At 55.1% G+C, this 16831-nt stretch carries 17 protein-coding genes; 13 read left to right on the forward strand and 4 right to left on the reverse strand.

The window, feature by feature from the left end:
* The first annotated feature begins 38 nt into the window (after positions 1-38).
* Positions 39-767, forward strand: a complete 729-nt coding sequence (locus tag AADJ11_RS18330) for a DUF736 family protein (RefSeq protein WP_341235879.1) — start codon at positions 39-41, stop codon at positions 765-767.
* Positions 768-1317: 550 nt separating this feature from the next.
* Here the strand turns inward: AADJ11_RS18330 and AADJ11_RS18335 are convergent.
* Positions 1318-1662, reverse strand: coding sequence for a metalloregulator ArsR/SmtB family transcription factor (locus tag AADJ11_RS18335; protein WP_203243532.1), 345 nt, complete (start codon positions 1660-1662; stop codon positions 1318-1320).
* Between the two features lie 56 nt (positions 1663-1718).
* Between AADJ11_RS18335 and AADJ11_RS18340 the strand changes: the two genes are divergently transcribed.
* The 5 genes from AADJ11_RS18340 (at position 1719) to AADJ11_RS18360 (ending at position 7102) form a co-directional block, all read left to right on the forward strand.
* Positions 1719-2567 (forward strand): cation transporter, encoded by an 849-nt coding sequence (locus AADJ11_RS18340; RefSeq protein WP_341235880.1) that lies wholly within the window; start codon positions 1719-1721, stop codon positions 2565-2567.
* Entirely contained in the window at positions 2564-3079 is a 516-nt protein-coding gene (gene lspA / locus AADJ11_RS18345) for a signal peptidase II (RefSeq protein WP_341235881.1), read from the forward strand. Before AADJ11_RS18340 ends, lspA begins: the two co-directional genes overlap by 4 nt.
* A gap of 30 nt (positions 3080-3109) precedes the next feature.
* Entirely contained in the window at positions 3110-3631 is a 522-nt protein-coding gene (locus AADJ11_RS18350) for a TRAP transporter small permease subunit (RefSeq protein WP_238937155.1), read from the forward strand.
* On the forward strand, positions 3621-4994 hold the full coding sequence (locus AADJ11_RS18355; protein WP_238937154.1) for a TRAP transporter large permease subunit: 1374 nt from the start codon (positions 3621-3623) through the stop codon (positions 4992-4994). The genes AADJ11_RS18350 and AADJ11_RS18355 overlap by 11 nt, the downstream gene beginning before the upstream one ends.
* A 1172-nt stretch (positions 4995-6166) precedes the next feature.
* Positions 6167-7102, forward strand: coding sequence for a DUF2493 domain-containing protein (locus tag AADJ11_RS18360; RefSeq protein WP_341235882.1), 936 nt, complete (start codon positions 6167-6169; stop codon positions 7100-7102).
* A 104-nt stretch (positions 7103-7206) separates the two neighbouring features.
* Here AADJ11_RS18360 and AADJ11_RS18365 read toward each other — a convergent pair whose 3' ends face one another.
* Positions 7207-8136 carry a S1/P1 nuclease gene (locus AADJ11_RS18365; RefSeq protein ID WP_341235883.1) on the reverse strand — a complete coding sequence of 310 codons (930 nt, stop codon included), beginning with the start codon at positions 8134-8136 and terminating at the stop codon, positions 7207-7209.
* A 709-nt stretch (positions 8137-8845) separates the two neighbouring features.
* On the opposite strand from AADJ11_RS18365, the gene AADJ11_RS18370 reads away from it, so the two are divergent.
* From AADJ11_RS18370 to AADJ11_RS18390, 5 genes are all read left to right on the forward strand, one after another.
* The gene (locus AADJ11_RS18370; RefSeq protein ID WP_341235884.1) at positions 8846-9061 is read left to right on the forward strand and encodes a hypothetical protein; all 216 of its coding nucleotides are present in this window, start codon (positions 8846-8848) and stop codon (positions 9059-9061) included.
* Positions 9062-9388: 327 nt separating this feature from the next.
* The gene (locus AADJ11_RS18375; protein WP_341235885.1) at positions 9389-9790 is read left to right on the forward strand and encodes a DUF1419 domain-containing protein; all 402 of its coding nucleotides are present in this window, start codon (positions 9389-9391) and stop codon (positions 9788-9790) included.
* Positions 9787-10416: a hypothetical protein gene (locus tag AADJ11_RS18380; RefSeq protein ID WP_341235886.1), complete on the forward strand. Its 630-nt coding sequence runs from the start codon at positions 9787-9789 to the stop codon at positions 10414-10416. The genes AADJ11_RS18375 and AADJ11_RS18380 overlap by 4 nt, the downstream gene beginning before the upstream one ends.
* A 214-nt stretch (positions 10417-10630) precedes the next feature.
* A complete protein-coding gene (locus AADJ11_RS18385) occupies positions 10631-11542 on the forward strand; it encodes a zincin-like metallopeptidase domain-containing protein (protein WP_341235887.1) in 912 nt (303 codons plus the stop codon).
* A 247-nt stretch (positions 11543-11789) separates the two neighbouring features.
* Positions 11790-12209: a hypothetical protein gene (locus tag AADJ11_RS18390; RefSeq protein WP_341235888.1), complete on the forward strand. Its 420-nt coding sequence runs from the start codon at positions 11790-11792 to the stop codon at positions 12207-12209.
* Here AADJ11_RS18390 and AADJ11_RS18395 read toward each other — a convergent pair whose 3' ends face one another.
* Positions 12210-12899 carry a hypothetical protein gene (locus AADJ11_RS18395; protein WP_341235889.1) on the reverse strand — a complete coding sequence of 230 codons (690 nt, stop codon included), beginning with the start codon at positions 12897-12899 and terminating at the stop codon, positions 12210-12212. It abuts the gene before it with no gap.
* Complete coding sequence (locus tag AADJ11_RS18400; protein ID WP_341235890.1) at positions 12899-13657, reverse strand: AAA family ATPase; 759 nt, start codon at positions 13655-13657, stop codon at positions 12899-12901. Before AADJ11_RS18400 ends, AADJ11_RS18395 begins: the two co-directional genes overlap by 1 nt.
* Positions 13658-14433: 776 nt before the next feature.
* Here AADJ11_RS18400 and AADJ11_RS18405 point away from each other — a divergent pair.
* Positions 14434-14961 (forward strand): hypothetical protein, encoded by a 528-nt coding sequence (locus AADJ11_RS18405; RefSeq protein WP_203243520.1) that lies wholly within the window; start codon positions 14434-14436, stop codon positions 14959-14961.
* A gap of 220 nt (positions 14962-15181) precedes the next feature.
* Positions 15182-16831, forward strand: coding sequence for a relaxase/mobilization nuclease domain-containing protein (locus AADJ11_RS18410; protein WP_341235891.1), 1650 nt, complete (start codon positions 15182-15184; stop codon positions 16829-16831).

Consider the following 16831-nt stretch of genomic DNA (forward strand, 5'->3'; position numbering starts at 1 on the left):
GAAGGTCGGCTGGCGCACATCAATGAAGGATACTTCCCATGTTCGCAGGAACTCTCACCCAAACCACAGCCCGTGACACTGTCTCGTTTAACGGCAAATTGCATGCGCGGGACTTCGATATCGCCATTGCGCTCAACCCGGTTGCGAAGACATCCCCCAAATCTCCTGATTTCGAAGTGACAGCGATCAATCGCACTCGTCGCACAATTCGGATTGGATCGGCGTGGGACCAGATCAGTGACAAAACCGGTAACCGCTACATCTCGTTGCAAGTTGACGTCGGAAATGGTCCGTTTCGGGTGAATGCAGTGCAGACCGAAGAGGCACGCAAAGCCAAGAGCAACGACTTTGACATCATTCCATTTGTTGCAAACAGTGTGATGAAGTCTGGCTCGATCAGCGGTGAGTTGACTGCGATGGATGCAGATAACGCATTTGCGGGCTATGTGGCCAATATGATGTTCGATCTGAACTTCATGTTGATCGAGAACGAGTACAAGACAGCTGAAAAGCACCCAGATTATCGCATTGAAATCAGCTCTCCAAACGGAACAGCGATCCGCGTCGGGTCGGCCTGGCTTGCCACAAGCGAGAAGACCGGCAACGATTACATCTCGCTTCTGATCAACACGCCTGATGGGGATTTGCGGGTCAATGCAGTCCAGAATGAAGAACAGCGTGGCGGGGATACATTCTCAATCATTCCCTTTGTTGAAGCGGGCGAGACTGTTGGCTCGACAACTGGTGGGTTGGCCTTGGTCGCGTAACGACCGAGCCGTGATGGGCTGGCCACGTGAGTGCAGTTAAAAATTAGACGGGGGCGCTTGAGATTTTTCAAGCGCCCCTTTTCGGTTTGCAGTCGTTTTCGAACGGCCATCTGGTGGTACAAATGCGGTAAGATCCATTGGCTATATCCAGTCGCCCGGCGTACTGCTTCTTCCAAAAAATTGCGGAACTAAAGCGGATCGCAGAAGATGACGGCATCCATGAAAATGATGATTTGATCGGGTATGGGCTATCTCTATAACGCCAAGGGACTTGCCGATCCACGCCCAGCCAACCCCATCATGAACCAGTGAGGTCGAAGAGAACCAAGGCAACCTCAGACGTCAAACGGCCCGAAAAGTGAGAAAGCAAATTTATAAATTAGAGAACAAACCCAGCCTCAATTGCACGATGCTGCGCTGCTTATCAATACATGCTCTTAGACATACTGCTAACAACGTGTCAAAATCAGACAGAGTTTTTCTAAGGTTGTCAGGCCGAAGAATTTCCAAGGGTCGCTGCCGATTTGCCCAATGCGCCAAAGACGGCTGTTTATCTACCGCGATAGTTGTCACAAGCCTCAACGCCCTCTGCGACGACATCAAGAAGTTCGTCCACATCGCTCAATAGCATTGCGATACGTGCGCTGCTGATACGGTAGCGGACAAAGCGCCCATTGCGGTCACTTTTGACAAGCCCGCACTTCAGCAAGCACCGTAAATGGTTGGATACGTTTGGTTGTGATAATCCCGTGCGCTCGACGAGTTCGTGAACAACCAGCGGCCCCCCGCACAAAGCGCCGAGAATAGCCAATCGGCTTGGGTCGGCGAAGCCACGGAACAGCTTTGCGCGTTGTTCAATGGTAGCGGTCTTGTGGTCGGCAACGATCTGCGTCATATCATTACTCACTGATATATTGTTCTTTGATTCACTTTAACAGGAGAACTGCGATCATGGCCAATGCAGAAAGTGCGATAACAGATGCCCGATCCTTCCGTTACCGCGTCTCCGGCATGGATTGCGCCAAGGATGCCGCACAGATTGAACGGGCGGCGCAGTCTGCCGGGGTCGCGCCCGACGCGGTGAAAGTGTCGGCAGCGACACATATCATGACCCTGGAGGCCCCCGAAGCGCGGTTGCCGGAGATCGAAAAAGCCGTTGAGACCACGGGGTATGGGTTTGACCGCATCGAAAGCGATGAGGACCTTCAGCAAGGTGCGGCCCATCAGGACCCGGCCTACCGACACGCGCTCTGGATCGTTGTGATCCTGAACGTTGGTTATGGTGTCATTGAGATGGTCGGCGGGTTCATCTCCGGATCGCAGGCTGTGAAGGCCGACGCGCTCGATTTCATTGGCGATGGCGCGATCACCTTCCTTGGCCTTCTGGCAATCGGTTGGAGCCTTGCCTGGCGAGCGCGATCAGCCTTGATTCAGGGCATCTTTCTCGGCCTGCTCGGTCTTGGCGTCCTTGGCACAACCATCATGCGGGCATTCGAGCCGACACCGCCAGACGCCACTCTGATGGGGATACTGGGCCTGATTGCTCTTGTCATCAATGTCATCTCCGTGTTGCCCCTGCTGAAATTCCGCAAGGGCGATGCGAACATGCGTGCCGTCTGGCTGTTTTCGCGCAACGACGCCATCGGCAACGCGGCAGTCGTTATCGCCGCCGGTCTGGTGTTTTGGCTGGGTAGCGCATGGCCCGACCTGATCGTCGCCTTCGGCATCGCCGGATTGTTCCTGCATTCTTCTTGGGCGATCATCTGCGATGCGCGTTCCGATCTGAAAGTGGCGGCATGAACAGCCGCATTCTGGGTGGGCTCTGCGCGATTGCAGCTTTCGGTCTCGATCAGAGCACCAAGGCGCTTGCTCTGAACACCCCGGCGCTTGAGCATGGGGTCGAGGCACTGCCCTTTCTCAATCTCGTTCGTGTCCTGAACGATGGGGTCAGCTTCGGCATGCTCGGCGGGATCGTTCCCTGGTGGGGTCTCATCGCGCTTGCTGCCGTGATCGTGGCATGGCTGCTGATCTGGTTATGGCGCGCGCCGGACAGGCTGACGGCTGCTGCTCTAGGTCTGGTCATCGGCGGTGCGCTCGGCAATGTCATCGACCGGCTGCGTTATCAGGCGGTCCCTGACTTTCTGGATTTCCATTTCGGAACATACCACTGGCCGTCCTTCAACCTCGCTGACGCGGCGATTTTCTGCGGGGCGGCACTGCTGTTCTGGGACGGCTTTCGCGCGACGAATGGCAAACCGGGAAATCAGGAGCAAGACCACCGCAAGGGGAATATCATGGGTGATAACAGCTAACAGGCAAGGAACTTTGGGAGGGGGCTCGACTTGAGATTTTTGGATTGGATTGACCGGAGTATTCGCGGCATCGGCGTCGTGACTGCATGGCTGACAGTTGTTTCGATTGCCGCTTACGGTGCGCTTCAGATGCTGGATCGCAAGCTACAACTTGGTGTATCAAGCTACTTGCCGGACCTGTCTACGTCACTGCTGTTCATCCTGATCTTCCTGACCTTCGGATATACTTACCTGCGCGACGGTCACGTCCGCGTTGATGTTCTTCGCAGACACTGGTCCGCGCGCCGCATTGCATGGATCGAATTGATAGGCGGTCTTTTTGTCCTTCTGCCGCTCGCTGCCATCCTGACCTACTACGGGTGGGATGGTCTGATGCGTACCACGAAGTACGCGGAAACCCAGCTGTGGGCACAACGCATTGCCGGGGTCATCGGCCCCATTTTGCTGGCGTTTGCAGGGGTGATTGTAGCCTGTCGCAACATCTCGTTTCTTGCTGGGACACGTGCGCAAGGCGCACCGGAGCAATCGGGCGGCCTGCACCATGATGAATGAGGTCCTCACGGTTGCCATGCTTGTCGTGATGGCGTTTGGGGTTTTCAGTGGCTTTCCAGTGGCTCTGGTCCTGGCAGGGACAGGCTTCTTAGGGTTCTTGGCTGCGGTCTGGGTTGGTATCACTGATTTTCAGCATCTGGGGCTGATCTACCTGCGGGCTCGCGGTGTGCTGACCAATGAATCCGTCCAATTCACCAGCGTTCCAATGCTGATTTTTCTCGGTTTAGTTCTAAATGTGAGCGGGGTTGCCGAAACAATGTTTCGCTTGCTGGGGCGTCTTCTGACAGGCGTTCCGGGTCGCTACGCCATCGCAACTTTGCTAATTGGCCTGGTGCTCGCTCCAGCCGCCGGGGTAATCGGCGCATCCGTCATCACCGTGGCGCTGGTGGCCTATGGGCCGATGATGGCGTCGGGCTACGCCCCGCGAACTGCGGGTGCTGCTGTAGCGGCCTCTGGCGCATTGGGTGTCGTGTTCCCACCAGCGGTGATGCTGTTCTTCATCTCGAACGTGTTCTATTTGCGCATAGAATTGATGTACGTCGCTCTCATCGTACCTGTTCTTTTGATGGTGGCTGCCTTCGCGATTTACTTTGCCGTCACCTTGCGAAAAACCGTCGAAATCCCCTTGGACGCGCCAAAGACCAATCTTGGGTCAGACCTTTTCTTCGTGCTCGCTTCGGTCGCTGTTATCGCCTCCATTCCGCTCAGCATTATTCTGGGCTTTTCAACGCTTACAGAGGCTGCTGGCGTAGGAGTGTTTGGCGCACTCTTGGTTGCGCTGATGCGAAAGCGTCTGTCTTTCTCATCTTTGAACTCAGTCACAGTGCGGACAAGTACCATGACGTCGATGGTCTTCTTTATCGTATTAGGCGCATCGGTTTTCTCGCTGAGTTTCCACTTGGTTGGTGGGCCCGATGTCATCTTCGATTGGATATCTGCATTCGATCTCTCCCGATGGGAATTGTTGGCGATGCTCCTCAGTGTGATCATCATACTTGGGTTTGTTTTTGACTGGATCGAGGTGCTATTGGTCTTTGTACCCGTACTGATGCCGATCTTTTCGGAACTCGACTTCGCAGATCACGTAGGCTCTGCCTACTTTGCGCAAATCTGGATCGCTGGCCTGATAGCTCTGGCGCTTCAGACGTCCTTTCTGACGCCTCCCTTCGGCTATGCCCTGTTTTTTGCCAAGATGGCGGCACCGAAGGGTGTCAACCTGTCCGATATCTATCGCGGTGCGGTACCGATTGTTGCCATTGAGATCGTATTGATCGCAGCGCTGATCTCGTTCCCTCAGCTTATCACCTGGCTGCCTGAAATTTCCCTTGGGTCTGCCGATGCGCCGCAGCTGATCCAGCGGTGACGCTTCTTGTCTGCTGCATGCGTGGGCATTCTCTCAAGGGTATTTTTGGCTAGATGAAAGTCAGCCTGGTAGCATCGCCGCTACCGGCTGGCCTACACGAACCGCCTTCATGCCAGCCGACAAGGGCCCATCTATGTCGGCGCACGGCGTGTCACCCCGAACACCATCATGAGGCACAATACCCGTGACTTCGGAGAGGACCATGACTCCTAACAGACAAAGTGTTCACCCGCTTGACGAAGCCGTACTCAGTGAACCTTTTTGTCGGATTGAACGAAAATGGTCACTGGCGCAACTGCAGCGAAATGGTGTCTGTCCAATCGGGCGTTTGGGGCAAGCCTAATTCATGGTCTTCCTCATCGGTTAAGTGGGGACTTTGCCTTTCATCTGGGTCACGCTTCTCTTCGCAGTCATTTTTGATCCGGTTTGGGTAAGCAGTGCGTGACACTGCCCTGTTGATAGCATTCATAAAATCAGCCGCATTGTGGCAATGATACGCGACGTTCTACAGCTTGAGTGGAAACGCACGTCAATCGTCGAATTTTAAGAGGTACTGTGGTCGCACGCAGGACCGAGCGTTAGCGAGTGTGATACTTTCCTTTGTCCGAGCGGCCCTGCCCGCAGCGAGCTTAACCCATCGGTCTCATCATCTCGAGCTGGGAAAGAAGTAATGTACAGGCTTTCGCCTGTCGCACATTCGGGCATGCGCCCTCAGAGCGATGTCGCGTCCAGCATCCCGGTTTGACAGGGCCACGAGCACTCCGGTCGGTGGCCGCGCGGGCGGACTGCGCTTTGGTCTGTTTTGCGAAGAGGCAAAACGATCCCGTCACTTCGTCCGCCCGCTGCGTCCCCTTCCTGCGTTTGCCTGCGTCAGACCTGCCAAACCTACCCTAAATCACACACACATGAGAGCGGTATCATATCCTCCGGATGCGCTCCCGAATCAGCTCGCGTCAAGGATCACATAACTTTTCGGCGACGACAGTGATCGTGGCAGCGATTGTTCAGGGCGGTGAGATTCCTCTGTGGTGGGAGGTCGCGCTTCGAAAACTTATATGCCCAGCCAAGCTGGCGGCTACGCCGTCCCTGACCCGACCAGATTCGGAGCAAAAAACTTGGACATGCCCCCGCGCTCATGCGGTTGGCCCAAACCAAGCTTCAGGAGATACTTCATGGCTTACGACACAGCATCCACATACGAGACAATCGAACTCTTTGGCCTCACTGAAAGAGATGCACAGCTGCCCATTCCGAATGACGACGTTCTCGAAGACGCCATTGTGCGCGAAACCTTCGAGGCCATGCTCGGCCAGCTTCGCGGAACAGGTCTGGAAGCGGAAATTGAACCCCTCGCCCACGGCCTCGCAACCATTCTGCAACGCCGCAAGGTCAACCTGACCCGCGAACTCGACAGAACTGCCGACAAGATCAAGGCTTTGGCAAAATCACATGATGGATCCGAGATATCCGAGACAGCCCTTGAGGATGCACAAGAAAAGTTCATCCAGATCCGCGATGTGACCGCCGCTTTGGGCGTCATGAGCGAAAAAGCTGCCGAATGTTACGAGCAGGAGACAGGGCACGCCTTTATCCCTGCATCGGGATCACGGGCAAGCGCACGGGCGAGGGAAACAGGGGCTGTCTTTGAAGCAAAACTGCTCCTTGAACAGCATGACCGCGAAACTGCCGACAGCTCCAAGATCCAAGGGGTACCTTTGATCGTATCGGGTGCAACCGACTGGACAGACGTGGATACGATCTTCCGCTATCTCGACCGGGTTCGTGACCGGATCAAGCAAAACCGCAATCAGGAGATATTCCTCTGCCATAAAGGCGGCAAGGGTGCAGAGTTAATTGCAGCATCCTGGGCGCGGGCGCGTGGTATCCATCAGGCGAAATTTGATCCCCGCTGGAAGGCGCACGGACGTGCCGCACCGTTCAAATGCAACGACGAGATGCTTGACGACAAGTTCGCCGCTGCGGGCGTTGTTTTGTTCGGCGGCAATGGGGTTGCCCTCAATCTCGGTCAGAAAGCCGAAGACAAGGGCATCACGGTTATGCGGATTGCAGACCCGGCAGGCACATCCAAGCCGAAATCCAAGTCCTGATTTGCAGAAATGGTCGCCAGCCTTGAGGGGTTGGCGGCCCTTTTTTTACTCACGCTTTGGCCTGTAGAGCCAATGATTATCCGGATTTCTTGATGATCAAGTGTTCAGTCAGACAGCGCCGCCTCCATGGTTGCGGCGAGACGATATCCAGCTTGTGTCAAACGGGATATAACCACGGGTCCGAACCGGTCGAGATATGCCTCATCCATCACGACGGTGCGTTGATTATCCTCATCGCCATCATAGCTGCGCAGGGTCTCCGAATACCAACAGGCATCTTCTTTCTTGATACAATAGTGCACCTCGGCTTGACGGATTTGATCAAAGCTCTCTGCTGCCCATTCCCATGGCTCTGTAGCAACCCAACCCATGATCGCGTCAGGATCTGCGTCTTCTATCATCCAGTCCGCAGCACGGTACATTGGCGTGAATTCTGCATATTCATCCGCGTTAGCGGGCTCGCGCACGAAGATCACCCGTCTTTCCACGAGGCATCGATCCCAAACAGCGTGCAAATTGCTTGCGCCGCATCGCCCACGTTTGTTCACAGAGTTGCCGCCCCGATCATCCGAAAACGAGACGTGCATTGGTTGATGAATATCACCAATCCAATGGCCGAGAGCCAATGCCGCAGCAAGTCTTTCGTCATTGGGCAAACTTGTGTCACCCAGCCGTTCCGCGTCCAGCTCAATTGCACTCAAAAGGCAGTCGCGTCCGCCGGGGCATTGTGCATTGTCGACGCGACTCCAATCTCTTGGATAGTTGATATAATGCTCGCTCGGGCGTTGCCGAACCTGGTCTTCACGCAGGCACCCATGATTGAAAGATGGATAAAGTTGATCGCCATGCTCGTCCTCAAAGCTCTGGTTTTCTATCAGTGCGTTTAATTTATCGCGGGCATCATCTGTAAGCTGCCGGTAAGCGATTTCACAAACCAGGACATGGCCAAATTTGCTCCATGCCTGCGCCTGTGATGGAAGCACCCACGTGAGTGCCACTATGATCAGGGCTAAGTCTCTCATTTTCTTCAACATAAATTCTTTCCTTAAAGCACGCCCCTTCATCCAATTGCAGTGGGGCCATCGATCAAAAGATACGATGAGGATACCCCGGATCTGGCTATTGGCAAAATTTGGCACGTCAATTGCTTGGATATGACGTTAAATTGCATGACAACGATGTTTATGGCACCTTAGCTTGACCAGCTGAACGGGCTCTAGGCTGCGCCCGAAGCCACAACAAATGTGTCTTCGCCCCTGCGGGTGACGATCCCTTGTGCGGGCCCATGTACGGTCGGTCAGCTTGAGCCTCTTGAGCAACCTTTCTTATCAGGGAGCTACATCTCCGCCGCGCAGAGCACGAAGGGCTTCGTTTGGCACACCCCCCTGCCCGGCTTTGGCGCGGCGACAGGGTCATGGCACCGATGGGGAATCTCACACGCAGATCTGTATTTCACCAAGGCCACGGGCATATCGAAGACAGCATCTTGCGCAGGCAGCTATAATCTTTGGTCCATTGAGAGAACCAGTGACAAGATTGCGGTGTTGCCGCGACAGTTCTGATCTGCCTTGTTTCTTTTGAGATGAATGGGTTGCTGATCTCGGCGGGGTCGTTCCCTGCGCTGCGCTTCGGCAAGCAGAAATACGGCTTCCACCCCTTCGGTGCGGACCCTCCGCATTTCAACTTGCGACCCCGCCTTAACCGATCAGCTTGTTAACCCACATCGAAACAAGGAGATCAGAAATGATTAACTACATCCTCACAGTTCCCGTCACTTTCACAAAAGACGGCAAAGAACAGACCAGCTACCGCCGCGTTGGTGCAGTCTTCGAAAACACCAAGACCAACGGTGGTGAAACCTTCCTCTCTATCAAGCTCGACTACCCCGTCGGCGTTACCGAACTGGTCGCCTTCATTCCCAAGCCAAAAGGCAAAGAGGAAGGTGTCACCGAAGACTAAGAACCTACCGGTTCTGGAGCGGCAGAAATGCCGCTCCTTTTCTTGTACCAAGAAATGCTGCGCAATCACCCAGTGGTGAACGTCCATGTGCCATGGCCGCTCGCATGGAAGTAGACGGATGGATCAGTCGACGCCATGCGCCGTCCCATCCGATTGGTTTTTGTCCTTCCGGACATTCACCCCGCCTCTCGGCAGGGCTCAGGCGCATGCGTGGTTGGGTTGGGAACCGCCCTCGGAGGGTGCAATCGGTTAGGGCGGCGGGAAGGGAAAGTGAAAGAGGGCTTCTTTTTGGGTTGATTTTTAATCTGTCCAAAGGAGTCCCAGCAGATGTATTTCGAAGATGATGACGACCTGATCGCCGCGCTTGATGGATCACGCACGGCTACTCACCCACCCGAGCTTGACCGGATTGCGGACGGGCGGTGCGATTACGACGCAACCTTTGCCCTGATAAACCGCTACCAGGCAAGCTCCGCCCACGCACAAATTGGCTTTAAAGCTGGCCAGTGGTTTGAAACGACCGAGGAGATTTACTGGTATTTTTTGGAATGCCTGCCGCCCCTTCATCAGACCTCTATCGGGTTTGTGATGATGGAATGCACAATGGGTGACCTCTATGAGGCATTCTTTGAGATTGATGGGCGTTTTTATTGCGCAGTGGTCACTTGGCCTGGCCCTGCGTCCTTTGAGGCGTCCACTGCAGCCTTGGTGCAGGAGGTGCGGTCGTGAAAACGAATATCATTGCCCACGTTGCACTTACCTTTGAGTTTTCTGCACCATCTGGCCCAGCCGATCAACGATCCATGATCGAAGACGATATCGGCCGGTTGACCGATGCAGACAGCACCTCAGGCGTCGCGTGCACCGGCTTTAGCGTCACATCGATTGAAACAGCAACACAGAACAGCGCTGTCAGCCGAACCCATGTCATTTGCGCGACCTGTGGCTCAGAAAATGTCCGTGCAGATGCTTACGCATCTTGGGACGCAGACACAGGTGAGTGGGTCCTTCATTCCATCTATGACGAGAAATTCTGCGAAGTCTGCGAGACAAGCACATCGCTGCTGGAAGTTGACGAAGCCACAGGTTTGGAAGTGCAGGCCTTTGGCATGATCTACTGCGATGACGGCGCGCGTTTGGTTCAGGGCCGCGAGCAGCCAGAGTTTTACGACCTTATCGTCAAAACGATGGCGGTAGCGGGTGGGGAAATCCTCACCCTGCACGAGTTCGACGACATGAACCGCTCCGAGGTCGAGAAATGTCTCGCGGATATGGCGATGCTATATCCATCGGCCCCAGTGAGTTGCTTTTTCGGTGATCTGGTCGGCTCTGGTCGCACCAACCTGCCTTCGTAAAGGCCTTTCAGCTTTCAAGGCCTTGGGGGCTTCGCCCCCCGCGCCCGCAATGCAAATAGACGGGGCCGTGTCCTCGGCTGACGCCTGCGGGCCGCACCACCCCCATCGATTTGCATTGCGTTTGCACCCCCCACCCTCGCCGGGAGCAGGTTTTGAAACAGGCGCCCTCGCGGGCTTTGTTCAAAACCAACTCCATGTTTTTTAGGAGGCCAAAATGGCTAAGTCGAAATTCGACGTTTACGATCACGTTACAGATCAAATTATCACTCAAATCGCAGGGGGCACGCCGCCGTGGCGCAGGCCCTGGACGGGCGGTAGCATTGGTGCGGCAATGCCGCTGCGGTGGAATGGCGAGGCGTACCGCGGCATCAATGTTGTGATGCTCTGGGCTGTGGCAGCCGAGCACGGCTATGTGTCAAACCGTTGGTTGACCTACCGACAGGCGCAAGATTTGGGCGGGCAAGTCACCAAGGGCCAAAAATCGGCAACCGTTGTCAAATACGGCACTTTTGACGGCGAAAAAGAGAGCAGCAGCCTCAATGATCCGATGTCTGCTGCGACAGATGCCAAAAAGATCGGCTATTGTCGTGCTTACCGCGTCTTCAACGCAGACCAGATCGAGGGGCTCGACAAGGCATTCTACGTGAAGCCCGAACCGCCACGCGATCTGGGCACAAAGGCCGATGCCGGTCTTGACGCCTTCTTTGCCGCCACTGGCGCAAAAATGGAGACAAGTACGGAGCCTCGCGCCTATTATGATATCGCGCGGGACAGGATCCACATGCCGCCGATCGAGACATTTCATGAAGCGGCGCGTTATTACGGCGTTCAGGGGCACGAGCTTGTGCATTGGACAGGGGCAATCAAACGTCTGGACCGATTGCGCCGCTTTGCAGACCGCAAGGCCTATGCTTTTGAGGAATTGGTTGCAGAGATCGGTACCTGCATGCTTGGCGCTCATATTGGCGTGGAACCTGATTTTGGGCAAAGTGCCGCATACGTCGAAGGCTGGCAGGCAGCTTTGAAAGAGGACAGCCGTGCGATCTTTCGGGCAGCCTCAGAGGCGCAAAAAGCCGTCGATTATATTCTGACGCTCGCAGAAATACCTTTGGGAAAAGCCGCTTAACGCCCCTGCCCCGCCCCAAAACGGGGTGGGGGATACCTTTGATGATCTTGCGGCCATCTCAACGGCGGCAAATTTGGTGCGTGCGGGTTAGAGGTAGTGGGGGCTGCCCTAACCCTGGGGATCAAAGCAGGCTCTTTGTTGCGCTGGTCGCGCAGAAGTCGCGCGGCCATGCCCGCTCCGGCGCATTTATCTTGAACTGCGATCCCGAAGCTGGCAAAGGGGAGAGCAACGAAAGATATATAGCGTTATGAAACATATCTATCCTGCCCTCTTGGTTCTTTTCGCTGCACCCCCGGCGATTGCGCAAACAGAATGGGAAAACGCCATTGCGCGTGGCCTTGAGACCTTCACGCTTCGTCAGGGCGAAGGCACGGTTACGTTGACTTGTGATCCTGATCGCGTCTTCGGAAGCAATGTTACAAATGCAAGCCTGCGTGTGGTCTTCCCAAAGGACCCCGCGCCAAGCCGGTTTGTAATTCTGGCATCGGACGGCACGCAGGTTTCCTTTACGATGACCGATGGCGGTGCAAATGAGGTGGGCGTCGACGCGCTGGACTGGGACAAGATGGTTGGAATTCTCAGTGCTGGTGGCGCGTTCGCATTTGTGACGGGTCAGGATGCGCTTCAGTTCGAAGATGTGACCCCCCTGCCCGACCTCAAGTGCTGATCAAAGTGCTGCGACAAGGATATCGAACTCCGCGCCGACAAAGGCCGCCACAAGACGGTTCACGGAAATGACATCAAGCGGGTCGGGGATGAAACCACGCACTCTGGCTTCGATCTCGTCGTCAACCACCAGCTTGACGGGCATTAGCGCCACACCATTGTCAATGCGTTGCTCAAAAAGCAGTTTCATGGATTTGGACGTGGCCTTGAGGTTGTTTGCGCCCGCCCTCTTAAGAAAGGCCGCGCGGGCCTTCGGCAACAAGGCGCGCTTGATGTAATCTGTGTCCGTGCCCAACTTGATGGCTGCCTTCTCTAAGGCCTTCGAGGTTGCCAGAGAGACAGGGACACCGACACTTATGCGTTGCTCCACACGGGGCGCTGGCGCATCCGATTCCGGTGTGTTTGTCTGCGCCTTTGCAGGTGCTTGCATGTTTTTTGGGTCCGCGGAGGCTTTTGGGGCGGTTTTTGACTTTTTTGTCTTAGGACCTGACGCGGGCTTATCCACCTTGGCTTTGCCGTTCGTATCGTCTTCGAGGGATGTCGGTCCAGGCGGAGGCACCGCACCACCCGTCCGTTCTTCCCGCATTTTGGCCTGGACGGCTTCGCTTGAGCGCTCGCGCTCGCGCACCGCATCATGTTCAGGGGTTTCAGAGGGGCTTGGGGCAATTTTCATAGGTGGGCGTCTGGCCATTACGCGGCACTCCCTTTGATTTCGTCATAAAGGCTGATGCAGATCACCGTCAGGTCTTCAAAGTTGTTTGCCATTAGCGTGCCGCCCTTCGCTGCGCGGTGAGCGTATTGAGCGACGGGCAAGGGCCCGTGATGCAAGAAATGCTCAAACAATCGGCTATTGGGGAGCATGGTGTCAAAATGCGGGGTTTTGAGCAGATTATCCAATACCACTTTGTCATGCTGTGGCAGTTTGCTGCCCCCTACCCTTGCGGCGGCGTTAATGATCTTTGTGGGGACATTCGCCAAAACCGAACGTACTTGAGGAAAAGAATCCTCTTCTGAAATCGTTTTGGACAGATCTTCCATCCATTTGAACGCACTCAGCACCAATCGCCATTCCGCTTGTGCAGGCTTGGCGGGAATAACGACGATATCTGCCACAAGGGCTAGATCATCGGTGTCCTTGTATGTCCCTGGCCGTGTGTCGATGATCAACAGATCAGTGCCCGCCGCCTCGAGGGCTTCGACCTCGGCATAGAGATCTTCAACGCTTGCTGGTGGTTGCTTGATTGTCAGAGTTACAGGCCAAGGAGCTTTTTTGACCCGGCCCCAATCGGCTTCTTCATAGGCGGTTTGCCAGCCGAGCAACTGCTGGTTCACGTCGCCGTCGAACATACAAACCTTCTCTCCTTTGGCGAGCGCTGCGCTCGCCAATGACATGGCGACAGTTGTCTTACCTGAACCGCCCTTGGTTTGAATGAGTGTGATGATTTGCATGCCGAGCCTCGTTTGCCATGTGCCTATGCGGGCTTTTGGCGCAGTGGCCGCCCGTCTTTGGGCCCGAGTGGAGCACGGACCCATTGGGGATGTGGAATAATGGGCGTGTGGGGATCAGTCAATAGGGCGATGTGGTTTTCTGGGCGAGCGGGTTCCGGGACGTGTGGACACGTGGGTAGTTGATGCTGCGGGGAATTGGAGTTCCGGTGGCTCGGGGGTGAGGCGTCGTGGCAATGTGGATACTGAAAGGCTTGGGCAAGCGGAGATATGGAGATACGGCTAGAAGGGGATGTGGCTAGCCGGATATGTGGATAGAAGGCGGTGAGGCGGGATGGAGATGTGACGTAATGGCGCAATGGAGAATAGGTAACAGGGCTAAGGGGCGTTGTGGATTGGTGGGCAACGGACTTTTGGGCGTTTTGGATGTGTGGGCGAAAGACCGAGGAAAATGGACCGAAATAGAGCTCAATTTGCTCGAGGCGGCCACTGACTAGTGAATTGGGCACGGAGGCGTTCGTTTGGAGGAAAAAGCGCCTCGAGAATGAATTTCGCCCGCTTCGCGGTCTACATACGCGCGCCTTCTGATTAATTTTTACCTGACGGCAAAAAACGAGGGCGAGACACGGAATCATTATACACTGTTCGTTTTCTCATGCGAACCCTTCTGCGAAGGTGAGAAAAGCGGTATATAATGATACTTGGCTGGAACGCTGGTATGTGTTATTCATTTGGCACACACTGACACAAGGTGCGCTGAGATGCCGACTCGCCCAAAGATGACCGATGAGGAAATAGAGGTAATTCAAGAACTTATCTCTGAGGGGATGGGAGACAGTGCGATTGCGGCACAGGTCGGCCGTCATCGAACATCTGTCGTAAAAGTTCGGGCCGGGACGCGACGCAAAAGCGTCACAACCGGCGGAAAGCAGCTCCAGGTGCGCCTGACAGATGAGGAATATGCCGCGTTCAAAAGCGAAGTTGATCGGCTTGGCATCACTCTTTCAGAGGGTGGACGCAGGCTGGTGCGGCATTCTTTGGGTGTTTTGGAGGTAGATGCGCGCGAGATTGATGCGCTTGCAAATGTGCGTCGTGAGCTGAACGCGATTGGCAGTGATCTTAATCAACTGCTAAATTTGGCAAGATCTGGCGCTTTGGAAGTGGGCGATGAAGACGAAAGTCTTTTGGAGCGTCTGGATTTGAAGGTCGATGATATGGTCAATCAATTGATTGCGTTTGTTGGGGCAGGGCGGCGCAAAACATTTGTGCGGGCCGTGTTCCCGCCGGAGGGGCCGATAGATGGGTGATATCGAGACAGTCCAAGAGGCGGTCATTGGTCATGTCCTGCCTGACATTGGTAAACGGCACCGAGGTACATTTGGCGATCATCCGGCGCGCCAGCGGTTGGGCGGCCCTGCGGCGCGCTCGGCGCGGGCGTTAAGCGGTAATGTTCTGCGCATTCCTCAATCGGTGGTAAAACGCGTTCCAGCAGGGGGTGCACGCAGCACCAAGGAGCTAAAGCGGCAGTTGGAATACGTCACACGCGATGACGGTGTGAAAGCAACCTGGATGAATATGAACGGAACCGAGCGGGACCTGTTCAAGAATACGGTAGCAACCACCATCCCCTTGTGGGCGAGTACATGGTCAGGGGCTCCCAAGCGCGGGCATACCGACCACATTATTTTGAGCTTTCCACATGGCACAGATGTGGAAGTTGCTGAAAGCATCGCACGAGAATGGGGGCAGGCGGTCTTTGCCAATGGTGAGTTTGGGGACCGCTGGCAGTATATTGCAGGGCTGCATCAGGATACCGACCATGTGCATGCGCATTTTGTCGTCAATAAACGTGGAGTTGAGTGGGGCCAGTTTCTTTCTATCAGTATGAAATCGGAGTTGAACTACGACATCATGCGAGAGTTACATGCAAAAATCTCAACAGAACATGGTGTTGCGATGAATGCGTCGTCGCGGTTGTCCCGCGGTATCATTGAGAATGCTCCGCGAGAGACTGACTACAGGGCTGCGCACGCGCAGAGGACCACAGTTGAAGTTGAGCCGCTTTCGACGGTCTCGCGTATGAAACGAGAGGCGATGATCCGTGGGTTCGCCCGACAGTATAAAGGCTTGAGTGGTCTTGCCGGTCTCTCGGGTGATCAGGAGCAGGGTGCTGGCTTTATGGGCCGTTTGAAATCGCTGTTTGATACGGCGTCGCAAAATTTGGATGAAGGAATGACTTTGATGACCTCAACAGACGTGGACGTGCCGCCTGTCGATCCCGGTACCCGTTTGGCCGAAGCTCAAGGGCGATTGGTTGAAACTGCTCAGCAGGCGTGGTCCGACATTCAGAACATGAAGCCTGGATCCGAGAAGATCCAGCTTGAGGCCGAGTTTGCCGAACAGGCGCGATCATTGCAAGAGGCGGCAATTCTTGAGCCGTTCTTTGATCGTCATACCCGGACTTTGGAGGGTGCTGACGATCCATTTGCCAATCTTGTTGTGCGCGGGCTGCATGCAGCAAGAGATACGCTGCTGGAAGAGGGCCGCGATGGCTCCGGGGTCGATGCGTTGTTCGACGGCATACGCGAAAAGCTGCATCAGACCTTTGCACAAGACGAGGAAAGATTGCAGCGTGTTGGTACGTCCAGTGCCGAAATGGTTGAGCGTTTTTTGCTTTCCGACAGGACGGAGGCTCAGGTTGCAGCATGGCGTGATCAAGAGAATGGTGCCGTCGGGGCACTCTATCTGGAGGCAGAACGTGATCTCGCAAAGGATGGTGCGCGGATTGTTGAAGATTATGAAGTGCCGCGCGACCTGCAGGAGATTATCGCCCGCGATCAGCTGACACAGGCAGAGCAAGACAAGCGACTTTCGGATCTTCCGGCAATCGAAGCCATCGTTGATCGGCTCTGCAGCGAAATGTCGGAAGACGATCTGCGTAATGTCAGGGCAGGGGATGCAATGTCGCTCAAAGATCAAATCAAAGACCCAGCTGTGCGGGCCGCAGTTGCATCAGAGTTGAAGAATGAAGCTGATCTTGCTGTGGATCCTGCGTCCCGTTACAGCGAACCGGTTGATCAGTTCCAGATGTTGGCGCGAACCACGCCTGCGCATGCAAAGGAGCGGGCCACATCGCGTGATGCGAGGCCAGATCTTGCAGACGATTACGGGCTTTGA

Source organism: uncultured Sulfitobacter sp., from assembly GCF_964021855.1.
Classification (GTDB): Bacteria; Pseudomonadota; Alphaproteobacteria; order Rhodobacterales; family Rhodobacteraceae; genus Sulfitobacter.